The organism is Adhaeribacter arboris (genome assembly GCF_003023845.1).
Lineage (GTDB): Bacteria > Bacteroidota > Bacteroidia > Cytophagales > Hymenobacteraceae > Adhaeribacter > Adhaeribacter arboris.
Genome location: NZ_PYFT01000001.1, coordinates 1,996,880 through 2,019,581, shown reverse-complemented (window position 1 = coordinate 2,019,581; position 22,702 = coordinate 1,996,880). Strand labels below are relative to the sequence as shown.

General features: G+C 44.3%; 13 protein-coding genes. 5 read left to right on the top strand and 8 right to left on the bottom strand.

Annotated features, from left to right (window positions below):
* Positions 1–306 precede the first annotated feature (306 nt).
* Positions 307–909, top strand: a complete 603-nt coding sequence (locus AHMF7605_RS08285; protein WP_106928229.1) for an RNA polymerase sigma factor — start codon at positions 307–309, stop codon at positions 907–909.
* Positions 866–1,849 (top strand): hypothetical protein, encoded by a 984-nt coding sequence (locus AHMF7605_RS08280; protein WP_106928227.1) that lies wholly within the window; start codon positions 866–868, stop codon positions 1,847–1,849. The genes AHMF7605_RS08285 and AHMF7605_RS08280 overlap by 44 nt, the downstream gene beginning before the upstream one ends.
* 201 nt (positions 1,850–2,050) lie before the next feature.
* On the opposite strand, the gene AHMF7605_RS08275 is transcribed toward AHMF7605_RS08280, so the two are convergent.
* The 4 genes from AHMF7605_RS08275 to glgX form a co-directional block, all read right to left on the bottom strand.
* Positions 2,051–3,016, bottom strand: a complete 966-nt coding sequence (locus AHMF7605_RS08275; RefSeq protein ID WP_106928225.1) for an SMP-30/gluconolactonase/LRE family protein — start codon at positions 3,014–3,016, stop codon at positions 2,051–2,053.
* 209 nt (positions 3,017–3,225) lie between these two features.
* Positions 3,226–7,449: a malto-oligosyltrehalose synthase gene (gene treY / locus AHMF7605_RS08270; protein WP_106928223.1), complete on the bottom strand. Its 4,224-nt coding sequence runs from the start codon at positions 7,447–7,449 to the stop codon at positions 3,226–3,228.
* Positions 7,450–7,730: 281 nt separating this feature from the next.
* On the bottom strand, positions 7,731–9,569 hold the full coding sequence (treZ, locus tag AHMF7605_RS08265) for a malto-oligosyltrehalose trehalohydrolase (protein ID WP_106928221.1): 1,839 nt from the start codon (positions 9,567–9,569) through the stop codon (positions 7,731–7,733).
* Between the two features lie 123 nt (positions 9,570–9,692).
* Positions 9,693–11,870 carry a glycogen debranching protein GlgX gene (gene glgX / locus AHMF7605_RS08260; RefSeq protein WP_233218981.1) on the bottom strand — a complete coding sequence of 726 codons (2,178 nt, stop codon included), beginning with the start codon at positions 11,868–11,870 and terminating at the stop codon, positions 9,693–9,695.
* A gap of 467 nt (positions 11,871–12,337) precedes the next feature.
* On the opposite strand from glgX, the gene AHMF7605_RS08255 reads away from it, so the two are divergent.
* On the top strand, positions 12,338–13,669 hold the full coding sequence (locus AHMF7605_RS08255; protein ID WP_106928217.1) for an NAD(P)/FAD-dependent oxidoreductase: 1,332 nt from the start codon (positions 12,338–12,340) through the stop codon (positions 13,667–13,669).
* Between the two features lie 1,209 nt (positions 13,670–14,878).
* Positions 14,879–15,757 carry an ACP S-malonyltransferase gene (fabD, locus tag AHMF7605_RS08250; RefSeq protein WP_106928215.1) on the top strand — a complete coding sequence of 293 codons (879 nt, stop codon included), beginning with the start codon at positions 14,879–14,881 and terminating at the stop codon, positions 15,755–15,757.
* 102 nt (positions 15,758–15,859) lie between these two features.
* Here the strand turns inward: fabD and folK are convergent, their stop codons facing one another.
* Positions 15,860–16,342 carry a 2-amino-4-hydroxy-6-hydroxymethyldihydropteridine diphosphokinase gene (folK, locus tag AHMF7605_RS08245; RefSeq protein WP_106928213.1) on the bottom strand — a complete coding sequence of 161 codons (483 nt, stop codon included), beginning with the start codon at positions 16,340–16,342 and terminating at the stop codon, positions 15,860–15,862.
* Between the two features lie 488 nt (positions 16,343–16,830).
* Here folK and AHMF7605_RS08240 point away from each other — a divergent pair, with 488 nt between their 5' ends.
* Entirely contained in the window at positions 16,831–17,217 is a 387-nt protein-coding gene (locus AHMF7605_RS08240) for a response regulator (protein WP_106928211.1), read from the top strand.
* Positions 17,218–17,306: 89 nt separating this feature from the next.
* Here AHMF7605_RS08240 and AHMF7605_RS08235 read toward each other — a convergent pair whose 3' ends face one another.
* From AHMF7605_RS08235 to AHMF7605_RS08225, 3 genes are all read right to left on the bottom strand, one after another.
* A complete protein-coding gene (locus AHMF7605_RS08235; RefSeq protein WP_106928209.1) occupies positions 17,307–18,158 on the bottom strand; it encodes an alpha/beta hydrolase family protein in 852 nt (283 codons plus the stop codon).
* Positions 18,159–18,197: 39 nt separating this feature from the next.
* A complete protein-coding gene (locus AHMF7605_RS08230; RefSeq protein ID WP_106928208.1) occupies positions 18,198–19,448 on the bottom strand; it encodes a hypothetical protein in 1,251 nt (416 codons plus the stop codon).
* 135 nt (positions 19,449–19,583) lie between these two features.
* Positions 19,584–22,658 carry a PVC-type heme-binding CxxCH protein gene (locus AHMF7605_RS08225; RefSeq protein WP_106928206.1) on the bottom strand — a complete coding sequence of 1,025 codons (3,075 nt, stop codon included), beginning with the start codon at positions 22,656–22,658 and terminating at the stop codon, positions 19,584–19,586.
* Positions 22,659–22,702: the final 44 nt, after the last annotated feature.

Here is a 22,702-nt window from a genome sequence, read left to right as displayed (position 1 = left end):
ACCGACGCGGTAATATTTAAAAGCAGTTGCTGTATTTTGTAAGCTCTGCTAGGTGCAGCATTACTAGTTTATGACTAACAAGATAGCCAATCTTTGGATTGACGTGATTAGAATTCATAAAGCATTGCTTTAGTCTGCCTTAGTGTAACAGCTAGGCTGGGGTGAAGACCACTTTCGCAAAATGTACGCATTATACAGAAATAAAGAAGTTTTTTATATAGCGCTAACAAGCATAAAAATTCTTCCTAACTTCTGCGACTTTTCCATTACTCCGGGCTCTAATAGGCAAATAAAAAGAAAAGAATTATGCCCCAAACTCCGGATGAATTCTTAAACTTGCTGCAGCCGCATTACTGCGATGCCCTGCAGTATTGCCGTGCCCTCTGCCACCATCCCGACGAAGCCCAGGATTTGCTGCAGCAATCGCTGGTGCAGGCTCTGGAAAAACTGCCGGGCTTGCGCGAGCCGGCTAAGTTTAAGTCGTGGTATTTTAAAATTATTACCCGCACTTTTTACCGGCAATGCCGCCAAAAGTTTTGGCGTCGTTTCTTGCCCTTGCCGGCTACCGTGCCGGAAACCCAATTGGAACTGCCGCCGGTTTTTCCGGAAAATGACGAACCCGCGAACGAACGAAAAAACCGCCTTTTACATGGCTTGGCACAATTAAAACCGAAAGAACGAGCGGCCTTGCTGTTGTTTGAGTTAGGTAATTTTTCCATCCCCGACATTGCCGAAATCCAGGAAGAAAATAGCCTTTCGGCAATTAAATCGCGGCTAAGCCGTACCCGCCAGAAGTTAAAGGAATTGATTCTGGCCGCCGAAAAAAATAATGTAAACCCTCAAAATTATACAGGAGATTTAACCGATGAAACCAAAAAGCTGGCCGCCGCTTTCTCCGGCCGCCGATAATAACTCTGAATTGGAAACTTACTTTAAGACCTTACAGGAAGTAGATTACACCGCCTCCTTTCCCCAAACGGCGGCCTGGGTGCGTCAGCGGCATTATTCTAAGGTAGCTGCCATACCGTGGTGGTTAGCTTTGAGGCTATTCTTATTTGGTTCAACTTTCCGGGTAGCTTATACCGTTCTGTTTTTAGTAAGCCTGGTGGGCGCCTGCAATTACCCCGTAGAAGTAAACGAACCAATAGGAACCGTATTACGCTGGGAAGTAAACGATCCGAACGAAGCAACAGTTACGGCCATTAATCAACTGCCTTGGTTGCAGGAAGACCAATTGGTAGTAAAGAAAATGAAACAAAATGGTCACCCTGCGCTGGAATATACCTATACTCTGCCCGCCTTAAAGAAAGAAGTAGTACAAAATTACCAACAAAACCTGGCGCAAATCTCCGGAGTTCGGAACCTGGCCGTTTTGCCCATCACCCACCAAACTTCACAGCCTTTGTACGAAACTGCCTTAGAAAATTTGCTGCGAATAGAAATGGACGCTACCCATATCTCGGATGCCGACCTGAAGAAAACGGTGGAAGCCAAATTTCAGGAGCAAGGTCTTACCGGCATAGACATTAATATTATTCGTGATGCCAGCGGCCAACGTATGATTACCACTAAATTACCCGAAAAACCCGGCCGAAATTACGGTTTTGATTTAACCCTGAAAGATGGGCAACGCCACACCCGCCTAAAAGAGCAGGTAAAGTTCCGCAACGACCCGGCCTCGCCGGATTTTAAAACCATGACGGATGAGCAAATTAAAGCCTTTATTATCCGGGATCATCCTAATCTGCCGCTCGCGGCCGAAGATATTAAAATAACCCGCAACGGCGATGATATCTTAATTTCTATTAACGACAAGAAAGGAAATCAATTAAAGCTGCGGGTGAAATAAGCTAAATTAACAAAAAATTCCCGCTCACCGCTCGATTAAATACACGCGAGGGCTTAATAAAAAAGCGGGTTAGCAGAAATGCTAACCCGCTTTTTTATTAAGCCCTATTTTATAAACCAAGTGCTATTAATCAGACAAAAAAGTTTAAGAGGAGGCTTTAATTAAATTACAAGGAAATAAGTTTTACGCGATTTTGTTTTTTTACTGCACTCCTTTTACCAACATGGGTAATTTAAAAACTGCCTCAGAAGCCGTAATAAATAACAGGCTGCGGTCTTTACCGCCAAAGGTAACGTTGGCCGTCCAGCCAGCGGGTACGGGAATGTTGGTTATTTTTTCGCCGGCAGGAGAGTAAACCGTTACACCTTTACCTGTCAGGTATACGTTGCCTTGGTTATCTATCGTCATGCCGTCGGAGCCTTGTTCTACAAATAATTGGCGGTTCGTTAATTTGCCATCCGGGGCAATTTGGTATTTATACGTTTTGTTGGCTTTAATATCCGCTACGTAAAGGGTTTTACCATCACCCGAGCCAATAATGCCGTTGGGTTGTTCCAGATTTTCGTCGGCTACCAGGGGCTCGGATTTACCTTTGGGCAGGAAGTAAACTTTTTGACCGGTTATTTCGGGCGTTTTGCGGGTCCAGTAATCGCGTTGGTAATACGGATCGGTAAAGTAAATACCGCCACTCTGCGGATGTACCCATAAATCGTTCGGGCCATTTAGTTTTTGCCCTTTTAAATCTTTCACCAGCACCGTAACTTTTCCTTGGGGACTAATCGACCACAACTGATTATTTTCGTCGGCGCAAGCCAGTAAATTGCCTTTTTTATCAAAGTACAAACCATTGGAGCGGCCCGTTTTTTCCATGAAAACCGACAGTTTACCATCCGTAGAGTATTTCCAAATTTTATCGTTGGGCTGATCGGTAAAAAATACATTTCCTTGCTTATCCACAGCTGGTCCTTCGGTAAATTTAAACTGCTTGGCTATTAATTCGGGTTGCGCTCCCGCCGCGAAAAGAGTATGCGTAGAATCCGCAACGATAGTAGAATCCGCTGAGTGAATGGGGTAGCGCTCAGCGTTATTTTCGGTAACTAGTATAAAAGAACTAATAGCCAGCGAAGTTAAAACAATAACCAGACTGGATTTTATGGAATGTTGCATGGATTGTGAAGTTTACGACGTATTAATATAACTTCGCAAGAAAACTAAAAGCCGATAATAATAAAAAGAAAATAAAGGAAACAATTTCTAAAAATTTAAAAGGAGTATGTATCTAGGGTGTTTTCAGGAAAATAGAATTTGATATAAAACAAAAAGCATCTTAACCTGTGCTATTGGTTAAGATGCTTTTTAACAATACGAATTACTTGTTACCCCCGGTTATACAACGAAGTCCATTCTTTCAGAATATTTTCCGCTTCCGGAGTAATCTGGCCGGGCAGTAAACGCCAACCCCAATTGCCTTCGCCTTGGCCGGGCGTGTTCATGCGGCCTTGTTCGTCGATACCTAATACGTCTTGCAGGGGCAGGATAGCAGTTTTCGCGACGGAGGCATACGCTAAGCGGCTCATAACCCAGTACATATCGTCTTCGGTGAGGTTACGGCCAACGTAATGTTCCATTTGATCGTGGTATTTATGGCCTTCCTGGCGGTACCAACCCAGCACGGTGTTGTTGTCGTGGGTGCCGGTGTAGGCAATAAAGTTTCTACCGTAGTTATGCGGAATGTAATCGTTCTGCGGCATTTCGTCGCCGAAAGCAAATTGCAGAATTTTCATGCCCGGTAAATTAAAATCGTCGCGTAATTTTAGTACCAGGTCGTTAATTTCGCCTAAGTCTTCGGCTACAAACGGCAGACTGCCCAATTCTTTTTCCATGCAAGTAAAAAAGTCGGTGCCCGGCCCGGTTTTCCATTCGCCGTTGCGGGCCGTAGTATCGCAGGCGGGAACTTCCCAGTAATCGGCAAATGCCCGGAAGTGGTCTAAACGCACTATATCGTACAATTCCATGTTCTTGCGTAAACGACCGACCCACCAATCATAGTTACGTTTTTTCAACTCGTCCCATTTAAACACGGGCATTCCCCAGAGCTGGCCATCGTCGCTGAACGCATCGGGTGGTACGCCGGCTACGCCGGTCATGTTGCCTTCTTCGTCCAAAGCAAAAATATCCGGGTTGGACCAAACATCTACCGAGTCGTAAGAAATATAAAACGGCATGTCGCCGAAAAGCTGAATGCCCCGGTTATTGCAATACGTGCGCAGCCGTTTCCATTGCTTTGCAAATATAAATTGCACCCATTTAATTTTATCCAGGGTTTCCTGGTGTTGTTCGGTCAGGTCGGCCAGGGCTTTCAATTCCCGTTGTTTAAATTCTTCCGGCCACTGGAACCAGGCCGAGCCGCCGTTTTGGCTTTTAAGTACCATATACAAAGCAAAATCGTCGAGCCAGGCCGCTTCGGTCAGGCAGTAATCCAAAAACTGCTGTTGTAAGGTAGTAAATTCCCCGGCTTTAAAATTTTGCCAGGCTTGATCTAAAATTTCGTCTTTTACTCGCTGCGCTTCCTGAAAATCTACGGAACCGGTTTGGGGTAAATAATATTGGTGCAAATCAACGCCGGGCAATAAACCTTCTTTCGCCAGTAATTCCGGACTAATAAGCAAGGGATTACCGGCCCGGCTGGAGATGGACGAATAAGGAGAATAACCCTGACCTTGTTCAATGGGGTTTAGTGGCAGTAGCTGCCAATATTTTTGCTTGCTACGGTGGAGGAAGTTCGCAAAATGCCGGGCTTCCGGACCTAAATCGCCAATACCAAAAGGCGAGGGCAAGGAAGTAATGTGCAGCAAAATACCGGCTCCGCGCTCGTTTACGGCTTGTAATTTTAGCAAAGCCAGCGGCAATACACTAAATAAATCCTGCGCCGATAATTCGTGGGCGTATTTACCTGAAGTCCGGAGCAGCATATTTTGCCAATCGGCGGGGGCTGCTTTCGGTAAAATAATTTTAGTGTCTTTCCAATCGATAGCAGCTACCTCTACCCCTTGCTCCTGGCAAATAGCGGCTACATGCAAAGGAACCGCCACCACGTACCAGGTCCGTAAATGCTGCCGCGCAAAAGCAAAAACATTATCTTTGTAAGTGCCTTCTACTGCCAGAGGAATATACTTTCCTTTGGCAAAAAGATCGGCGTTGTTCCGGCGTTCCAGCAATAAATTACGCGTTAGCCAGAGTTTAAGGCGGGCATCGTGGCGGTTTTGCCATAAGTCCGACCAGAGAGCTTCCTGTTTGTTCAAATCGTAAGCGTCCAGTTCTTCGAGGTAGCGGTTCCGTTGCTCATAATCCACCGGCCGGCGATTATCCGGATCTACCAAACTCAAATCCCATAATTCCGTTCCTTGGTAAGTATCCGGAATACCGGGACAAGTAAATTTTAGTAAAACCTTGGCTAATGAATTCGCAATACCTAAATCAGCTACTTTTTTATAAAAAGGTTCGAAACTTTGCCAAAAGGGAGTGCTTTTATCTAATAATTTGACCGCGAATGCTTTGGTGACCTGCTCGTATTTTTCGTTGGGAGTGGTCCAGTTAGAATTTATTTTCGCTTCGCGCAATGCTTTTTGTAAATACTCTTCTAGGCGCGGACCAAAGTTTTCCTCTTCTTCGCTTAGTATTGGGTAAGCGCCAATTATTGTTTGGTAGATAAAATATTCATCGTTGCTGTCCGGTTGATTTTCTTGTTTTAATTCGGCGGTGAGTTGCTGCCATTCCTGAACTTTTTTTAACCATTCTTCCGGCAAGTCGGTGAGCACATTTAGGCGGGCCCGCACGTCTTCGCCGCGTTTGGTGTCGTGGGTAGAAGTAGCGTTTATACTCAATGGCCAGTTTTTTTGTCGGTCCAACATGCGTTCGTGGAATTCTTCGGGCGTATGGCCAAAAGCTTCCGGGGAGTCGCCTACTTCGTTGTGCCCCACAAAGCGGTGGTACGTGTACATAAGCGTGTCTTCCACGCCTTTGGCCATTAACGGACCGCTAAACTGCAACCAACGTTGGTAAAACTTTTGCACCCGTTGGTTATATTCTGCGTCGGCTTTTAATGGTTTTTTCAGCAGTATTTCTTCCAGCATGTCGGCAGCAGGAGCCAAGTCGGGTTTACCATTTTGAATACGGTTCAAAACTTCTTTCACCTCAGCTGTTTCAGATTCGGATAATGGGAATTTATTGTCGTAAAACCGATAAATGGGGCACTGTATCAAGAATTCGCCAATGGTTTGTTTTAAAACATTTGGCTCCACAGAATTCAGGTAATTTTCTTCCAGTAGGTCTAAATCTTGGAAAAGTTGATACAAATTCTCGAGTTCGCCACCCATGTGTTCTTGCAGAATATAGGCCTTCTTTTCGTGAATTTGTTCCTGCACCTCGGCTCCTTCCCCTACCAACTGGTGGTAAAATTGCGTAAAAGCTTCTTCGCTGCTTTTTTGGGTAAATAAGTTATTTACCAGCGACAGAAAATCGTAACCGGTGTTTCCTTGAATGGGCCAGTTGGTAGGAATATCTTCACCGGGTTCCAGTATTTTTTCCACGATCAGGTAGGTTTCTTCGCCCGTCGATTGTCGTAATTGTTCTAAGTAGCCACTTGGGTCGTAAAGCCCGTCGATGTGGTCGATGCGCAAACCTTGGAAAATACCTTCTTCGCGCAAAGCCTGAATGTACCGGTGGTAGGTATCAAAAACTTCCGGCTCCTGCATATTTAAGCAGATGAGGCCATTCACGGTAAAGAAGCGCCGGTAATTAATTTGTCGGTCCGTTTCCTGCCAATAACACAAACGGTACGTCTGCTCATCGGCAATTTTCTTTAACTTTTCGGGGTTACTATTTATTTCCGCGAGTGATTTTTCTATCGAAGATTTTACGACCTCATTCTTCATTAAACCAGCCAGTTGTTGCTGAAAATCGGTAAAAGCCGCGGTATAGGAAGTAGCTTCTTCGGTTTGGTGCAATTGCTCCAGGGTAGCCAAAATTTGCTGAATAGCCTGGGTGGGTTCTCCATATTCCAGAATGGTTTCGTAGGAGTGGAAGCCCAAAGGGTAAGCACTGTTGTAGTATTGTAACACCAGTCGCTGCTGTTCTTCGTGGTAGGCTACTTTTAACTCTTTATTCTGGATCACCTCCTCCAAGGTTGCTCCCAGGAAAGGTACCATTAGCCGGCCCTTCATGGTATCGCTGGTTTGCGTTATATCAAAAAATGGGGCATATTCCGACTGCGGCCCTTTTTCCAGCACATCCATCAACCAGGCATTCTGCGGATGAAAAGCCATGTGATTGGGAACAATATCCTGCAGCCAGCCCACGCCGTGTTCTTTTAATTTTTTGCTTAAGTCTTTTAACTGCTCTTCGTTCCCGATTTCCGGGTTCAGGCGGTGCGGATTAACACCGTCGTAGCCGTGGGTACTACCGGGAGTAGCTTCCAGAATTGGGGAGGCGTAAATAGTACTTACTCCCAGTTTTTGCAGGTAAGGAATTATTTTTTCAAAATCCTGGAAAGTAAATTCTTTATGAAATTGTAGTCGGTAAGTGGCGACAGGGTTATACATAGTTTAATTTTGATTTTTCACCTCTCCGCCTGCGGCACCTCCCTAAAAGCAGGGGAGGAAAGGCCGCATAAGCTGCGTAGATAGGCTTGTTATTTATTATACACGTACTATTTAATTCGATTAATCAGAAAAGAATTTTAAAAGATTCTTCTTAAATGATTTAGATGATAAAGCCAAAACTAACAATGCCAGTAAGTAGCTAACCGGAATAACTTCCTTTAATGCGACAAGCGGCCTCTCCGGCGCTATTTTTAGAGGAAGTGGCCTTTAGACCGGAAGGGTCATTCGTTACGGTAAATAATTAATGATTCCGGTTGTAACGAGATTGCCCTTCCACTGGTGATAGAATTAGGCGTGCCGGCCGGCCCGCGCCACTGTAAGTCAGCAGAATCGAAAAGCTTTTGCCAGTTTTCGGCGTAAGTAGGTAAGGTTACCGGTTGTAAGACATTTGAAAAATTCATTAGGCAGAGTACGTGTTGATTTTCGTGCCAGCGGTGCAAGAGTAAAGTTTTGGTGTCTTCGTTATAAACGACATCCAGTTGTTGCCGGTTAAGTTGCTTTAGAGCCGGATGTTGTTTGCGGAGAGAAATGAGAGCCTGGTAGTACCGGAATAGTACCTGGTGCTGGTCCTGGGTTATTAAATCCCATTGTAACTTGGAGCGGTGAAAGGTATCTTCGGATTGCGGATCGGGAGCTTCGCCCAGCGCGTGAAAAGCGGCAAATTCGGCTTTACGGCCTTTGCGTACAGCTTCTACCAAATCCGGGTCGGTGTGGCTAACGAAGTACAGAAATGGGTTAGGCTCGGCGTATTCTTCCCCCATAAACAACATCGGAATATACGGACTTACCAATACCGCCCCCGCTAGTAACTTTTGCATTTCAAAACTGACTAATTCGCTGGTACGCTCGCCTAACATGCGGTTACCTACCTGGTCGTGGTTCTGCGAGAACACAATAAACTGCTGTCCCGGATTATTTTCGGCTTTTAGTCCAAACTTCTTAAAACGGTGAGGCGAGTATTGTCCATCGTACACGTAGGCATCCTGGTAAGCTTTCGCTAAATGACCAATACCAGAAAAATCAGAATAATACCCGGTTTGCTCGCCGGTGGCCGTAACCCGTAAAGCATGATGAAACTCATCAATCCATTGGGCATCCATGCCATAGCCTTGTTCTTCCAGGGGGTTTATAAACTTAGGGTCGTTTAAGTCTAATTCTACAATCAGGTGGTGCGTGCGGCCGGTTTTTTTCATTAGTTGATTCACGCGTATTTTGATTTCCCGCAGAATATGCACCGCGCTAAAATCTTTAATCGCGTGCACAGCATCTAACCGCAAGGCATCCACGTGAAAATCCCGAAACCACATTAATACATTCTGAATGAAAAACTCGCGCACCCCATCGCACCAGGCATCATCAAAATTTAAAGCATTGCCCCAGGGCGTATTGTATTTGTCGGTAAAATAAGGGCCGTAAGCGCCTAAGTAATTTCCTTCGGGTCCCAGGTGGTTATATACCACATCCAGCACTACCGCAATTCCTTTCTGGTGACAAATATCTACTAATTGCTGCAGACCACGGGCGCCACCATAGGAATGCTGCACGGCAAAAGGGAAAACGCCATCGTAGCCCCAGTTGCGGGAACCCGGGAATTGTGCTACCGGCATTATTTCAATTGCATTTACGCCTAATTCTTTCAGGTAATCCAGTTTTTCGGCCAAGCTAGCAAAAGTACCGTCCGGGGTAAAAGTGCCGGTGTGCAGTTCGTAGAGGATATAATCGGCGAGCGGGATATTATTCCATTGGGAATCCGTCCAGGGAAAATCAGTAATATCCATGGCTTCGGAGTGGCCATGAACCCCTTCCGGCTGGGCCAGCGAAGCCGGGTCAGGAAACTCCTTTTCGCCGTTTAAGACAAACTTGTACCGGTCGCCGGGCTGGATCTGATGCGTGATTAGTTGCCAGTAGCCATACTCTTGTTTCTGGAGCGGCAGTTTTTCTTTCCCCACAACTTGTATCGCAGCATCTTTTAAAAGCGGTGCCCATAAAATTACGGAAGCCTCGCCAAAAGGAGTAAAATTAACGCCCAGAGTTCTATGGGAGATAGAAGTATAATTCATTTTGTAGTTGTTAGTAGTCGATGGTTGATAGTGGTTAGTTGCTAGTTATTAGTTGTTTGGCCACAAGCCTGGACGATGGACAATAATCCTGAGAACTAACAACCAGCAACTAGCAACCAGCAACTAAATGATGGGGTGTTGCAACAATACTATCGAGCGGGAGTCTACCCGAATAGATTCTTCGTCTTTGTATACAGCTATAGGCTCGTCGACCACGTTTTCGCTAGTATCGAGTATTTTGGTCCATTTGTCACCGTATTTTTTAACCGGCAACTTAAAGTCCAGCGGAATATCCGAAGCGTTGAAAATGATGAAAAACGAATCATCGAATACGTGTTCGCCTTTTGGTCCTTTGGAGTGGAGACCTACGCCACTCAGATATACGGCTAACGATTTGGCGTAATCCTGGTTCCAGTGTTCTTCGCTCATTTCGGAGCCGTCGGGTAAAAACCAGGCAATATCTTCCACGCCAATTCCTTTAATGGGTTGCCCCTGGAACCAGCGCCGCCGCCGGAAGATAGGATGATTTCTACGCAGGTGAATCAGCTTGCGGGTAAAATGAAGTAAATCGGTATCTGCCTTGTCCCAATTTAGCCACGAGATTTCGTTATCCTGGCAATACGCGTTGTTGTTGCCATTCTGGGTCCGGCTGATTTCGTCGCCGGCCACGAGCATGGGAACGCCTTGCGATAAAAACAGCGTCGTTAAAAAATTGCGTTTCTGGCGGTTCCGTAGGTTAATAATTTCTTTGTTATCGGTCGGGCCTTCCGCCCCGCAGTTCCAGGAACGGTTATGATCTTCGCCATCGTTATTTTCTTCGCCGTTGTCCCAGTTGTGCTTTTCGTTGTACGATACCAAATCGTGGAGGGTAAAACCATCGTGAGCGGTGATAAAATTAACGCTGGCGGTAGGGCGGCGGTAGTCGTCGAAATACAAGTCGGAGCTGCCGGTAAGGCGATTGGCAAACTCCGGTAGCATGGCGTGTTCGCCGCGCCAGAAATCGCGCATGCAGTCGCGGTATTTTCCGTTCCACTCGGTCCAGCCCGGCGGAAACTTTCCTACCTGGTAACCGCCTTCCCCAATGTCCCAGGGCTCGGCAATTAATTTAACCTGCGAAATAACCGGGTCTTGGTGAATAATATCGAAGAAAGAACCTAAGCGGTCTACATCGTGCAGTTCGCGGGCTAAAGCCGAAGCCAAATCAAAGCGGAATCCATCGACGTGCATTTCCAGAATCCAATAACGCAGGCTATCCATAATCAAGCGCAAGGCACTGGGCAACATGGCATTGAGCGTATTGCCGGTGCCGGTATAATCCATGTAATACCGTTTGTCTTCTTGCACTAACCGGTAATACGCAGCATTATCAATCCCCCGGAAAGACAGAGTAGGCCCTAGGTGGTTGCCTTCGCCGGTATGGTTATACACGACATCCAGAATTACTTCAATGCCCGCCTTGTGGAACTCCTTCACCATATTTTTGAATTCGTATACCTGTTCTCCTAAAACACCCCCACTGGAGTAGCGGACATCGGGCGCAAAAAAGCCCAAGGTATTGTAGCCCCAGTAATTGGAGAGGCCTTTATCCTGTAAAATGCTGTCGTTTACAAAATGATGAACGGGCATTAGTTCAATGGCAGTAATGCCCAGCGAAGTAAGGTATTGAATGGATACCGGGTTAGCTAAACCGGCATAAGTACCCCGGACTTCTTCCGGAATAGCCGGATGTAGTTTCGTGAAGCCTTTTACGTGTGTTTCGTAAATAATAGATTTATGGTAAGGAGTGCGCGGTGGCTTATCGCCATCCCAATCAAAATAAGGGTCAATTACTACGGATTTAGGAATATATGGTGCATTATCTTTATCATTAAAACTTAAATCCTCGTCCGGGTGATTCATTTCGTAGCCAAACATTGATTCATGCCACTGGATGGTACCGGATATAGCTTTGGCATAAGGGTCAATCAGTACCTTGTTCGGGTTAAACCGGTGCCCGTTTTGGGGGTCAAAAGGACCGTGAACGCGGTAGCCGTATAATTGCCCGGGTTTGGCCCAGGGTAAATACACGTGCCATACCTGGTGGGTGCGTTCGGAAATTAAAATAATATGACTTTCTCGCTGGCTATCTTCTGCATCAAATAAACAAAGTTCCACACCGGTGGCATTCTCGGCGTAAAGGGCAAAATTAACTCCTTCTCCGTCCCAGGTAGCGCCTAAAGGATACGGTTTGCCAGGATATATAGCAGGACTTTTAGTCATTACTGGTTCATACGAATAAAATAACGGGTCGTTTTCACTCATAATTATATAAAAATAAATTTGGATTGCATGTACGATAAAGGGATAAAATAGTCTGGACAATGAGGAGCAAGGTTGGTCCAGTAAAATGGTTCCTGCTTAAAATCAGCAGCATAAAAAATAAAAGTTTTTCTGAAAAATAGGGTCCCAAACGGCAAGTTCAACGCTTTACTACGAAAAACCGGACATCCCTTCCGCGCAAAAAGGAGTAGAAAGGTAAAAAGCAGTATTTAAACCAATCTTTCCGTAATAACAATAAAACTAATACGGAGTTTGAAAGACCTTATCCGGGAATATACGGAGTACGAAATAAGAGCAGGTATTACATAGCACGAATGCCGTTCTGCTCTAATAACCTTTGTAAGCAGGAAGAAGTAAAGCAACTAGAACCTTAACCGGTAGTAGCGGGCAAGCAATAAGTAACCTTTCCTAAAAAATATAAAAACAATATTGCGGCTATTATTATAGTTATGACCAAAAATGCCAAAATAGCAGAAACCGGCAAGCCCCGGGTAATTATTATCGGCGGCGGCTTCGCCGGATTGGAACTGGTAAAGGCCCTACGCCACGCCGACGTACAAGTGGTTTTAATTGATAAACAGAATTTTCATACGTTCCAGCCTTTGTTGTACCAGGTGGGCACGGCGGCCGTAGAAGCGGATTCTATTGTGTATCCTTTCCGGAAAATTTTTGATGAACAACAAAATTTTTATTTCCGGCTGGCCGAAGTGCAATCCGTAGATACCGGTAAGCAACTGGTGGAAACCTCGATCGGATTGCTCCGCTACGATTACCTGGTAATTGCCACGGGGGCAACTACCAATTTTTACGGCGACGAAGAGATTCAGAAAACAGCCATTTCCATTAAAAACATTCCGGATGCCCTTTCCCTGCGCAATACCATTCTGAGTAATTTTGAAAAAGCCCTGCAAATCGATGATGAGGAGCAGTTGAACAGTTTAATGGACTACGTAATTGTGGGCGGCGGACCGACGGGCGTGGAATTGGCCGGCGCTTTGAGCGAGTTGCGGAAACACGTGTTTCCGAAGGATTACAAAGAACTGGATTTTATCAAAATGGATATCCATTTAATTCAGAGCGGCGATTTGTTGTTAAAAGGGATGTCGGCGGAAGCTTCGCAGAAAGCACGGGAGTACCTGGAAAAATTTGGGGTGAAAATCTGGTTTAACCGGCGGGTAAAAGCGTACGATGGCTACACGGTATTATTGGATTCCGGCGAAAAATTAATTAGCCGGACTTTAATCTGGGCAGCGGGCGTTACCGGCGCTCCGATTGCGGGCATCCGGAAAGAAAGCTTACTTAAAGGCAACCGCTTGCAAGTAGATGAATATAACCGGGTTACGGGCTACGAAAATATTTTTGCTATTGGCGATATTGCCGCCATGGTTACTCCCGGAAACCCCGAAGGGCATCCCATGCTGGCTCAACCCGCTTTGCAGCAAGGTCACCACCTCGGAAAGAATTTAAATTATTTGATCACGGGCAAACCGCTTAAGCCGTTTCATTACCACGATAGAGGTACCATGGCTACCATTGGCCGCAACCAGGCCGTTGCCGATTTAAAACTATTTTCGAAAGAATATAAAACCCAGGGTTTTCTGGCTTGGTTTATCTGGGCGTTTATTCACCTGATTTCCATCATTGGTTTCCGGAACCGGCTGTTTGTGCTGGTAAACTGGTTGGGTAGTTATTTTACTTATGATAAAGGCATCCGTTTAATTGTGGGTAAAACCAAAGAAAATATTCCGGTAGAAGCCGTAACAGAAAAAACCGTAGGGTAGGAGTTAGCTATTTGCTGTTTTTACTACTTCCGCGCCTTAGTTGCTGGTTAATATACAAGATTGAAATAGGTAAGACGTATTAAGAAGAGTTTATCCGTTGAAACTGTTCCCGTCTCAATATAGCGGTGCGGATGCAATTTGAAGCGTAACCCGTTTGCCTCTTGGCCGGCGGGCCTGGTTTGACCCCTCCGCCTTTGGCACCTCCCCTAACAACAGGGGAGGAGAGGCGGCTGTTACCTTTTCCTCCTACCTCGCAATGCTCAAGCACCGGAACCTTTGAAGGCCCTCCATCGCCAAATGGCTGTCGTTTATTCTTGGCTACTGCTTCTTACTAATACGTCTTATTCCTTTCTGTTGGGTATTGGGTATTGGGTATTGGTTGTTCGTTGTTCGTTGTTCGATTGGGAAATTGCTGGTAATTATTTAAAAACAATAAACTATTATTTAAACTAATTTCGTCGAAGTACCTACGTACACTATGAACGAAATAAGTTAATAAAAAAGTTATTAGTGGAAAGTCCCCCTTTAGAGATAGAGCCGTTAAGTTCTATTGTCAAAAACTGGAATAATGCGAGCAGCTTCGCTCGGGTTGCGCATCGTCCGGCCTCCCCGAACTACTTCGGGATTTGCAACTGGCAGGTAGAAATTTGTTGCTGATTTACTTTTAAAATAAGGTTTATTGGTTTGCCCGGCCAGAGGCCTCCTGAATAATCTTCACGAGCGAAGACGCTCGCGAAAGTAGTAGTATTAGAACGTAACGGCTCTACCCTTTGGAGGAAATAGGCGAAGGGAAATACCTCTAAATTAGCTGTAATGTTATTTTTTGAAACCTTCACTTACTTTGTTCCCAGAGTACTTAAGTGCCCGACCAGAATTACTTTGCTAATAAGCTTTAAGCAAGTGATTGTTTGATAGAAGTTTATAAACGTATAACCTATAACCTAAAACTTTCCACTTAGTAATTATCCCGGAAAATGTAAAATCAGGTTTCATTTTTAAAAATATTGCCTAACATTGCGGCGTTTTCCGGAAGGTGAACTTACTTGTTCCGCAAACAAGATTGCGGTTCTTAACTCCGGAATTTTATTTACTCAAGATAACTTAAATACTTTATTAGAATGGAGTATAAGTTTTACTTGCTATAAATATTAAAATGCAGTTGTGTGAAAACGTACAACCTATAACTTAAAACGTACTACCAACTTACCTATGAAAGCCTATATTTTCCCCGGTCAGGGTTCCCAATTTTCCGGCATGGGCCGCGACTTATACGAGCAATATCCGGCTGCCCGGGCCTTATTCGACAAAGCCAATGAATGGCTGGGGTTTAATATAACCCAAACTATGTTTACCGGCACCGACGAAGAGCTGAAGCAAACCAACGTAACCCAGCCGGCCATTTTTTTACATTCCGTGGCTATAGCTACTGTAGCACCCGATTTTCAGCCGGAAATGGTAGCCGGGCATTCTTTAGGTGAGTTTTCGGCGTTGGTGGCGAACAAGGTGCTGGCCTTTGAAGATGCACTCTTACTTGTAGCCAAACGGGCGCAAGCCATGCAGAAAGCCTGCGAGGCGAATCCTTCGGCAATGGCGGCCATTCTGGGTTTAGACGATAGAACCGTGGAAGAAGTATGCAGCCAGATAGAAAACGAAATAGTGGTAGCAGCTAATTATAACTCGCCGGGGCAACTGGTAATTTCGGGAAGTAACCAGGGCGTGGCATTGGCTTGCGAAAAATTAAAAGTGGCAGGGGCAAAAAGAGCTTTACCTTTACCCGTAGGCGGCGCTTTCCATTCGCCGCTGATGCAACCCGCCGAAGCGGAACTGGCCGAAGCCATCAAAAACACAAAATTTAACGAGGCCATCTGCCCGGTTTACCAGAACGTAGACGCCCGGCCTTACACCGATCCGGAACAGATAAAGCAAAATTTAATCAAACAATTAACCGCACCCGTGCGCTGGACCCAAACCGTACAAAATATGATAACGGATGGCGCTACCTTATTTGTGGAATGCGGTCCCGGTAAGGTTTTGCAAGGATTGGTGAAGAAAATAAATAAAGACGTGGAAGTAACTTCGGCGCTGTAAGTAGTAGGTGGTAAATAGTAGGTTTTACGTTGTACGTAGCCAGAATATAGTGATTGGTTCAAGCTCATGTAAACGTAAAACCTATCACCTAAAACCTACCGCTTACTGAAAGCGCTTTACTGTTAAATCATCCGGACATTGTTCCAGTAATTGCTGGTTGCTGAGTTCCAGAATTGGATGCGTAAAATCAGGGGCAATTTCGGTGAGAGGAACTAAAGTAAAACGCCGGTTTTGTAACTCGGGGTGCGGAATAGTGAGGCGTTGCGTTTGCAGAACTACGTTGGCGTAATAAAGAATATCCATATCAATAACGCGGGCTCCCCAGCGTTCCCGCCGTACCCGGCCTAGTTCGGCTTCCAGAAAATTTATTTCTCTTAAAAGTTCTTCGGGCGCTAAAGTTGTTTCTACGGCCAGCACCTGGTTCAGGAAAGCTTGTTGATTTTTCACGCCCCAGGCAGCGGTTTCGTAAATTCCGGATTGTTGCTGTATTTCTCCTATTTGAGCCCCAATTAAATTTCGGGCTTGTAATAAATAATCTTCGCGGTTGCACAGGTTACTACCTAATAATAAATAAGTGGTTGGCATAAGTTAGTGGGTAGTAATAGGTTAGTTGACCATTAGGATAATTAATTTAAAAATGATTATGGCTGGTAAAGCAAACGGGTAAATGTAGCTAGTTCATCTGTAAATACTAGTAAACGTAAAGTTATCGACAGTAGATTTTTTCGGCCAGTTAGATCCTTCCCGGAGGACAGGAAGGAGGAGCCAACCGGTAAATGAGTATTATCCAAAACACATTGCGGCTAATCTAGTTTTTAAAACCTGCCGGGTTTGCTTCCCTTTACACTATTTTACGGAAACCCATAAGTATGATTTGGTATAACAGATTAGCTATTCAAGATTATTGTTTATTCTCGTATCTTTTAAAGTAGCATCCGTATTTTTACAGAGTTTCCGGGTAAAAAATACCCGTGTTTATAGCAGTGTCCGGTTAATTTCCTATAAGTGTACTGGATTTGTTCTATTCTTGTTCTTAGTTTAAAAGTATAAAGAATATACCTTTTCATTTTGAAATGCACTCATTACATAAAATTTTAATAGTAGACGATGATAGTGTGACCCGCTATTTAATTTCCAGGGTTATTAAACAAGCGGGTATAAGTCAGCAAATTCTACAAGCGGGTAACGGCGAAGAGGCCCTCCAGGTACTTTATCAAGCTTGCTCCGTCCAGGCCTGCCCTAATTTGATATTTCTGGACATTAACATGCCTTTAATGGATGGATTTGAGTTCTTAAGCGCCTTGCAAAAGTCAACTTTGGCTGATTCTTCTTTTAAAATTGTTATACTCACTACTTCTCAGAATCCGAAAGATGTGGAAAAAGCTAAGCAGTACCCAATCACTGCTTATTTAGAAAAACCTTTTACGGCCGATCAACTAAACAGGATTATAGCAGCTTAAACTAGCATAGATATAGTACATTAACTCTGTTTCGGGTATTATTCCTACCAGATAAAATTAGCTTTACACATTCGTACGGACAACTTCCTTTACAGTTTCCGGAAGAAAGTAATGGTTTGGTCGGCTACAAATTGAGCAGCGGGAGGCAAAGTAGTTTCGGGGAAAGGATGTTTACCGCCGAAAGTATGTCCGCCTGCCGGTAGAATAATTACTTCGGTAGCGGGCTGGTTGGCTTTTAGTTCGTGCGCCATGCTTACGGGCAGGGTTTCGTCGTCTTCCGCATGAATGATAAATAAAGGTTGCTTTAAACGGGTTACTACCGAGGGTATATCCAGGCGAGAATGGTTAGCCCGGAAATCTTCGACTAATTGGTAGTAAAGCGGCATATCCTGGTTAATGCGGGAGTTGTAGATGTAGTGTACCCCATTTTTTTGCCAATCCGTGAGTACCTGTTCGGGCCAACGCATCGCCAAATCGCTGATGGGTGCCCAACCTGCTACGGCTTTTACCCGCGGTTCTTCGGCCGCTTTTAAAATTACCAAACCACCACCCCGGCTATGGCCAATTAAGTAAAGTTTATCCAGGTTTACTTCTTCTGGCGGTAAATCATTGGGCGAGCGAAATAAATAATCGATTAAGGTACGCAAATCTTCTAGTTCAATCGAAAAATTATTTTGCCCAAAAGCTTCCATGTCCGTTAAGTCCTCGCTGTCGAGGGTAGTGCCGTTATGCGATAAGTTAAGTTTGATAAACACAAATTCTTGCTGCGCAAAATAATCGGCGAGCAGATTAAAATGTCCCCAATCTTTAAAACCTTTAAAACCATGCACAAAAATCACTACCGGTTTAGCTTGCCCGCTACGGATTAAGCGGGCATCTACCCCGAAAGACCGGCCATGCGCCGGGGTTAATACAAAATCTATTTTTTGAATGGAGTTCATGAAGTAAATCAATTATTTGAAAACAGTATAAAATGTATTTTAATAGGTGTCTCTAATGTTTACATTTGTTTTTATGCTATTTTTCATCTTATTTTTAATTCGCCTTTCATTATTTTTATACTCGTCCTTTAAGTATTGTAATTCAAACTCTAGGGTAAATGTTTCAACACCACATCTTGATAATTTATTTGCCTTCATTAAGCTAAACTGTGAATTTTCAATATAAATGTCTTTAACATCATTCTGAATAGATTCAAAATCTATACTTTCAATAAAATGAAAGTCATCTCGAGGATTTGAGTAAGTCAACTCAACTAATTCTTTAGGCAGTTCATGTCCTTGTCCTATTTTAAATTGATTTTTAATTGAAAAACCGATCAAGAAAATCAAGTTATCTGCTCCAAATAATGGATCTTTAGGAGGTTTCAATACTGGAGGAGCATATATTTTATTTACAAAGAGAAGATTAATAATAGGTGCTACGTTCTGATGGATTTGAAATGCTGCTCTTTTTATAGATGAATTATTAGAACGGTTTATAGATTGATAAAATAATGTATGATGTAAAGACTTAGGATCATAAATTACTCCTTGATTGAAGTATTTGTATTTATAAACATCTGAATGAGTTACGTATCCTCTAAGTTCTTTATAGTTTAGAAGATTGATAGCTTCTATTTTTGTTGATTTAGGAACCTGTACAACTTGAGAGCAATAGAAATTTACGTCACTCAATATTTTAATGATTAAACCATATAATTGAGTTGAAAACATAATGTACTTTGTCTCGAGAACATAGTTCTTTTGTGTTCCCTGAAGAGTATTTTTTAAATAGAATAATAACGTTGTAGCATCACTACTTCCTTCTTGTGATAAGTAATAAATGTCTTTTATATCTCTAAGGACTGATTCAATATCCTCTTTAGCTATAATTTTATCATTAAATGTAGAGGGTAAATAAGTATCGCATAACTTTTGGCTTTGTTTATGGATTTCTCGATTTGTTTCTTGTATTTTATTTAAAGCACTTATAATATGATTCTCTATAAGCTTTCTCTTAAGTAATGGATAAGCTAAAATCAGACCTAACAGAGCTACTAATGACCCTAAATTTTCTGTAATAATTTTAACCGTTTTATCAAAATTTGAATCTGCTTCTTTAGGTTCAAATTTTAATAATATTTGATTTGTATTAGTTGTTAGCGAGTCATTTACCCCTGCATTTACATCTTTTATACTAACTACAAAAATAGCTATTTTAATATAAATTATAAGATAAAACCGTTTCATTAGTAATTTTTTGTTTTAAATATAACACTCTTGATAAATCATGTTCAATTTAAGCAATAAAAAACCCGACTACTTATAATAGCCGGGTTTTATTCTAGTTCTAATTTACTTATAAGTAAGTTTTAAAAATATTTTTTAGTTTTTGGCCGTTGCTCGTTTCAGAGAGCTTAAATATTCCACCAGGTTCATCAACTCCTTCTCCGAAATTCCTTGTTGCAGGTTGGCCGGCATCAGCGATTTATCCATTTGTTTTTTAGACGCAATATCTTTCATGGCATAGCTCATTACCGCTCCACCGGGCAAACGCAAATCTAATTTATCTTCGGTTTGGCTCGAAATAATGCCTACCACCTGGCTGCCGTCTTTTAGTTTTAAAGTATAGCCTTCGTAGCCAAAACTAATGCCGGCATCGGGGTGCAAAATAGCGGTGTATAAAGCTTGTTTTGGTAATTTGCTGCCAATTTCCGATAATTCCGGACCAAACCAGGCGCCTTCGTTGTTTACTTTGTGGCAAACGCTGCACGTTTGGGCAAAAACTGCTTTCCCGTTTGCCGGGTCACCGGTTAAGGTAGCTAACTGAGCAATAGGAGGTAAGGGTTTGCCTTCCCGGCTAGGTTTTTTAAAGTAAATAGCCGCTACTTCTTTAATATCTGGTCGCCAGGCGCGTAACAGAATGGTACCCGCTGTTTCTTCTAATTCAGTGGGAATTTGTTTATTTTTAACCAGTTCTACTAAGCGATCTTCGCCGCTGCCACCGGAGCCCAGTTTACGCAAAGCTAATTGCCGGATTTCCAGCGGGCGTTTGGTATCCAGCATTACCGCTTGCAACAAATCTTTTACTTTACCGCTCTCATAATTTCCTACGGCCGTCATCATGCCTAAGGCAACCTGCTGGTCTTTACTGTTAAAAGCTTTGGCTACGGCATCTATTCCGCCGGGAGCTTTTACTAGGGCGCGAGCCGCATCCCGGGCCATTTCGCTTTCCGGGTTGGTTAGAGCCAGGGCTTGTAAATCTTGATTAAATTCCGGTAAACCGTATTGCTCCAACAGCATTACAAATTGCTTGGTGCCCCGCGAAGCTTCAATGGTCCGGCGCAGAGCCGCCTGGAACTTCGCATCTTTCTGGGCCGACTGATCGCTGGCTTGTAAAGCCAAGGTAGTAATCTGATTTTGCACCGGGCTATTGCCCTCCAGTAAACTGGCTAAGGCTTGTTGTTTCGCCGGTGAATTAGCCTGAAAGTCGAAAGCCCGGAAATAATGCGGCAGTTCAGCAGCATTGCTGGTATTTTGAATAATCTGAGCTAATTTAGGTAAAGCTTCCGCGGACCGGGAACGCCAGATAATGTCGCGATCAGCCGCTTTGGTTATATCGCCACCGTTCTTGCTGGTCCAGGCCGTAAAGAAAGCATCCGCTTGTAAATCAGAACTAATTCCTAAAGTTTCCAGGTACCAACGGTCCTTGCCATCGTATTGGCTGGCTAAATCGGCCCAAATAGCGGGCGCTTCCGGGGATTTATTGTATCGTAAAGCCAAGGCTACTTCCCGGCGAACCTGCGGATTCGCATCCTTCGCCCAGGCTTTTAAAGTTGGGATAACATCCAGCTTTAGTTCCTGTGCCGCCCGCAGAGCCGTAATCCGGATATTATCATCTTTATCCTGGTAAGCTTGTTTTAAATATTTCTCGCCCCGGCCGTTTATTTTGCTGAGTAACCACAAAGTCCGGGCCCGCTGGCGGGATTCCCCGGTTTTCCAGAGTTTAGCCAGTGCTTTTTCGCCTTTCCGGCCCATTTGCTGCAGTGTCGTATACGCCTGATAACGGGTATCCAGGTTTGGGCTTTGCAAAGCTTTAACGGCTCCGGCGGCATTACTTAAATCCATTTTAGGCACCGTGTAAGGCGTATTTGGTGGCGCCACCCGGAAAACGCGTCCTTTCTGCGTTTCACCTTGCTGGTGACCACCTACTCCCGGATCGTACCAGTCGGCAATGAACAAAGAACCATCCGGAGCTACGGTAACATCCGAAGGCCGGAACCACTGATCTTTCACGCCTTTCACAATATTTACAATCTCGGCTTTGTAACCGGCGCCATCGGGAGTTACCGGATAAGCCCGTACTACGTTAGGACCGGCATCGGAATGAATCATTTGGTTCTGAAACTGGGCGGGCAATAATTTGCCTTCGTAAATGAGCATCCCGGTAGGGCTGCCCGCGCCGGTTTGCAGTAAATTGGGTACGGCTCCCGGGTCGTTCAAATGCCAATGGCGCAAAGGTATTTCGGTTTCTAAGCCGGTACGGTAAGCGCTCCAGCCGGCGCCGGTCTTCTCGTCCTGGTAGCCGTAATTACCGTAGGGCAGCACGTAGTTAATCCGCACGCCCCGGTTGCCATCATCGTCATTATCCGATTGCCACAAGGTACCGTACGAATCCACGGCTACTTCGTAGTTATTCCGGAAATTATGCGCCAATACCTCAAACTCACTGACATCGGGGTTGCACCGGAAAACCATGCCCTGGCGGTAAGGTTTGCCGTTATCGGCTACTACGTTACCAGCCTGGTCTACAATGGGAGTTCCGTTCTTGTCTTTGATTTGCTTGCCTTCGTTACCGAAATTAAAATACAATTTACCGTCCGGTCCGAAAGTGAAAGTGTGCATGCCGTGGTCGTGCTGCACGCCGCCAATACCGGTAAACAAAACTTCTTTTTTATCGGCTTTGTCATCGCCGTCGGTATCGGTAAACACAAATACATTCGGGGAAGCCGAGACCATCACTTTGTTGCCCATGACGGCAATGCCTAGAGCTGCGTCTACGTCTTTACCCTGGTAAAATACTTTTTGTTTATCCGCTTTGCCGTCGCCGTCCACGTCTTCCAGAATTAAAATCCGGTCGCCTTCGGTCCGGGCTTTATTTTCCGGATTATGCTGGAGCCGGTAATTAACGGCTTCGGTTACCCATACCCGACCTTTGGCATCAATATCCATGTTGGTTAGGTTCAGGGTCATGGGAGCAGTGGCAAACGTTTTGGTTTCCAGGCCGGCAGCGGTTTCTAGTCCATCGGTATCCGGGTCGGCGAAAAATAAATTGGCTTTGTTCAGGTTAAAAGCCAAGCTGGCGCTAAGCACCGCAGTCAGAACGAGTCCGGCCCCGGGTTTAAAGAATGGGTGCTGCGTAAAGGAGGACTGGGTACGGGATAAATTTTTAAATTTCATTTTTTAGTGATTAATGAATACCATTCCATAATTAATTATTCGGT